This window comes from Dolichospermum lemmermannii CS-548, assembly GCF_028330815.1.
Classification (GTDB): Bacteria; Cyanobacteriota; Cyanobacteriia; order Cyanobacteriales; family Nostocaceae; genus Dolichospermum; species Dolichospermum lemmermannii.
In genome coordinates this window covers 1-3,735 of the sequence record NZ_JAQMTJ010000230.1, presented here as the reverse complement: position 1 = coordinate 3,735, position 3,735 = coordinate 1, and the positions used below count along the sequence as shown (strand labels likewise).

4 protein-coding genes and 1 pseudogene are annotated in these 3,735 nt (G+C 39.6%); 2 read left to right on the top strand and 3 right to left on the bottom strand.

What is annotated here, in order from left to right:
• Positions 1 to 236 precede the first annotated feature (236 nt).
• The 3 genes from PN450_RS15605 to PN450_RS15595 are packed head-to-tail and all read right to left on the bottom strand — an operon-like array spanning position 237 to position 2,587.
• A complete protein-coding gene (locus PN450_RS15605) occupies positions 237 to 1,001 on the bottom strand; it encodes an energy-coupling factor ABC transporter ATP-binding protein (RefSeq protein ID WP_148766347.1) in 765 nt (254 codons plus the stop codon).
• Positions 1,002 to 1,011: 10 nt separating this feature from the next.
• Entirely contained in the window at positions 1,012 to 1,671 is a 660-nt protein-coding gene (locus PN450_RS15600) for an energy-coupling factor transporter transmembrane component T family protein (RefSeq protein WP_271836866.1), read from the bottom strand.
• A complete protein-coding gene (locus PN450_RS15595) occupies positions 1,664 to 2,587 on the bottom strand; it encodes an energy-coupling factor ABC transporter permease (protein ID WP_271836865.1) in 924 nt (307 codons plus the stop codon). The genes PN450_RS15600 and PN450_RS15595 overlap by 8 nt, the downstream gene beginning before the upstream one ends.
• Positions 2,588 to 2,815: 228 nt before the next feature.
• Here PN450_RS15595 and PN450_RS24105 point away from each other — a divergent pair, with 228 nt between their 5' ends.
• On the top strand, positions 2,816 to 2,965 hold the full coding sequence (locus PN450_RS24105; protein ID WP_168697517.1) for an element excision factor XisH family protein: 150 nt from the start codon (positions 2,816 to 2,818) through the stop codon (positions 2,963 to 2,965).
• A pseudogene (locus PN450_RS24100) lies at positions 2,953 to 3,388 on the top strand (element excision factor XisI family protein). Before PN450_RS24105 ends, PN450_RS24100 begins: the two are co-directional and overlap by 13 nt.
• The last annotated feature ends 347 nt before the right edge of the window (positions 3,389 to 3,735 follow it).

The following is a 3,735-nucleotide window of genomic DNA, read 5'->3' as shown; positions in this document are numbered from 1 at the left end:
GTTAGGACTTAAACCTAACCGTTGTTTCATAGGAGCCGGAATTTCTCCGTACTAGGATGCTTCAACACGTAGATGTTTTTTGTTCTTACTCACAATTTAATTCTAACATACCACAGGGATTAAAATCCCTCGTGCCGTTTCGTTTCCCTCTCAGGTCTAAAGACGCGCTCGTTTCCCACTTACCGCGAGGTCTTATGATCATTAATTCGCAATTACGAATTTCTGTGTTGCACAGTTTACCAATCTACTGGCAACCCTAATTTATCTAAGGTTTTGCCATCTTGCAACAGTGGTTGGATGTCGCTGTCTATTTGGATTTTACCAGTAGAGAGGACTAAAGCCCGTTGGGTGACTCTTCCTAGCCATTGGAGATCATGGGAAGCTATTAACATGACTTTAACAGGCAATTTTAATAATACTTGGGCTAAATGTCGTCGCCATGCTGGATCAAGTCCGTTGGTGGGTTCGTCTAAGATGAGAATGGCAGGATCTAGGGCTAAAATTGCGGCTAAGGCGGCTAAACGTCTTTGTCCTCCAGAAAGTTCATGGGCGGAACGATGGGCGTAGGACTCTAATCCAAAGTCCGCTAATAGTTGATGGGCTTTATCTTTAGCGGCTATAGATGAGACACCATAATTAAGAGGTCCGAAAGTAACATCTTCGAGGATTGTGGGCATAAATAATTGGTCGTTAGCATCTTGGAACGTAAAACCAATTTGTTGCCGTACTTCTGGCAAAGTATCTGGTAATAAGGGGATACCGTTAATCCAGATTTTGCCGTTTTGAGGATGTTTTAAGCCAATGAGGTTTTCTAGTAAGGTGCTTTTTCCTGAGCCTGTAGCACCCATTAAAGCGACGCGATCGCCTGTTTGTAGGCTAAAAGAAATTTCTTGTAGTACGGGTTGCTGGTGCGAATAGGCATATACCAGATTTTGGACTTCAACGACATTTGTATGCGGTTGAGAAAGGGAAATTTGGGGATTAGAAGTTAATGATGTCAAGATTCACCACTCAAATAACAGTAAGGTAGGAACTTAGGGTTAAACAAGTAGCTGTCACCCCAGCTATTAACAAGATAAAACGTTCTTTTGGTTTGAGGGGGGAATCTAGGGGTAATTGTCCGTTATATCCACGGGCTACCATAGCAGCATAAACTCTTTCGGCTCTGTCTAAGGTGCGGAGATACAACGCCCCAATCATTGAAGCACTGGCATAGCGTAACCATCCTCCAGCACCTTTTAGCCCTCGTAATTGGGCGCTGCGCTGCATTTGCGTTACTTCTAAAAGTAATATTTCTAAATATTGCGCGGCTAAGATCAGGTTTTCCTTTAATGGTGCAGGTATTGGTAAGCTTTTGAGGGCGATACCCAAACTGTGGGGGGGTAAGGTTAATAAAAAACTATTCATGGCAATTAAACAAATTAGGGAACGCAGCAGCAAAAAACTAGCTCGTTCCCATCCCAATGGTAAAGCCATCAATGATAGAAAAATTAATTCTGCACCGAGTAATCCGCCTAATTTGCGAATGGGTACTTGTAAGATACAAACCCAAATAAGGGCGATCGCCCCATATACTAGTAAATTAGACCAAGTATGATGTTTTAAAAAAGCTGCCCCAATCACAATGATCAGGGATAACTGCAAGCGTAATGGTAAGGAAATTTTAAGCATTATTCGGTTTTATCACTTTGGCAATTCCAAAAGCCACAGCAAAGCAAGCTGTAGAACCCACTAAACCAGCAATACTTGTCCCAATTTGTCCTAAACCTTTAATCTCATAGTCAGCCAAAGGTGTTGGTACAATTACCCGCACATTTTCAGCTAAGTTGATAAAACCCACGTTTTCTGCTACTTTTTCTAAACCATCTGGCCAAGCAGAAGCAAATAGAGACAACACACCTGAAATTAGCAAAATACTGACAACGGGAACTAACCAGCCTCTAACTTTGTGTTCTTCACCTGGTAATAAATCTGGACGGGCTGTGGCTAGATAGGTTAATACACCCCCGGTAATTAATCCTTCTCCAATACCAATCAAAATATGTACACCTGTCATGGTGGGTAAAACGATGTTGGCTGGTGCTGTCCCAGACAGGGCTAATTCAATGGCACAAGCGACTGCGGCGACAACTACGCTAACTGCGGCTGCTATGCCTGCTGCTAGGGGTAAACGCCGTTGAGAACCGCCCAATAGTCGTTGTAAGGTTTGGGTTAATCCCCACGCTACCCACACGCCGATTACTCCCATGTTTAAAATATTTGCACCCAAGGCGGTGATACCACCATCAGCAAATAGCACAGCTTGAATAATTAAAACTGTGGCAATACATAGCATTCCCGCCCAAGGACTACCTAAAATAATGGCAGCTAAAGCTCCTCCTAATAGGTGGCCGCTGGTCCCCCCCGCTACAGGAAAATTAATCATTTGGGCGGCGAAAATAAAGGCTGTGGTTAAGCCGAGAATGGGGGCGCGACGAATGCCAAAGGCTGTTTGCGATCGCTCAAAAGCCACAAATAAAGCGGCTGCACTGGCTAAACTGGTAGCGGCTGCAACTGGCACAGAAATAAATCCATCGGGTATGTGCATGAGATTGGTGTTTTTTTAATGTGTTTTTTGCAAACTAATTGTAAGTAATATAACGACTAACAAAATTAATAGCAAACTAAAATTTAGCTCCTTTGACAATACCCTATTGGTAGATATTTTGGGATTTTATTTAGGATAATTTTTCAATAAAAAATACGTCAAATTATATATTTGTTTTTTGAATTGTTAACATTTATAAATCTTTATGACATATTCTCATAATTCTAACTGCTACGGATATTATATTTAGCAGTTCCTATTACTGTTTACAATGAATTTTTTATACTGCCTTTTATTCAATCAGTTATTAAAACAAATCAACTTTATTTAGTAGTTTATAATATTGAAAAAGAGGTAATAGCAGAATGGCAAAATTAGCAGAATATCGGCAATATATTCAGAACTTACTGAAACAACACGCTAGTATGGTTTGGGATAAACGCATTCAAGCACAGACAATTTTTGATCTTGAAAATAACCATTATCAATTAATTTATGTAGGTTGGCGTGATCAAAATCGTATTTATGGACCTGTTTTACATCTATAGGGCTACTATTTGATTTTTGAACAAGCTGTAAACCGTAAACCCCATCGAATCAACGATTGAGTCTCAGTATAATGAACAACAATCAAACCGGATTCCTATAGATATTATTGATGATAAAATCTGGATTCAGCAAGATGGTACAGAGGTAGGAATTGCTAATGAATTGGTTGAATTAGGTGTACCGAAAGAAGATATTGTTTTAGGTTTTCAATTGCCTTCAGTCCGCAAATATACAGATTTTGCTGTTAGTTAATTAAATTTCAATTGTCTGATAGCGAAGCGTGGCGTAGTTGAGGGGGCGACAAAATAGTCTAAAAAGCTTATCAGATAAAGATTATACCGATTTATGGTAAAAAAAGATAGAAGCACTTTTCTCAATAAGGACTATCTATTGATAATATTACCTGAATTCTACAAAACACACATAAAAAATCAATTAAATCTGGCAGAGTATATCTTTGATTACCCAACGATTATCTGACGCTAGTTTGCACTCCTTGGATATTTCAAAGTTTTGTGGTGTTGTTTCTTGTTGTTTCTCTTTTCTATACATTTTAACGCTTTTTGCTGCAAGAGGTTTTACCCATTTTAACCCTTTTT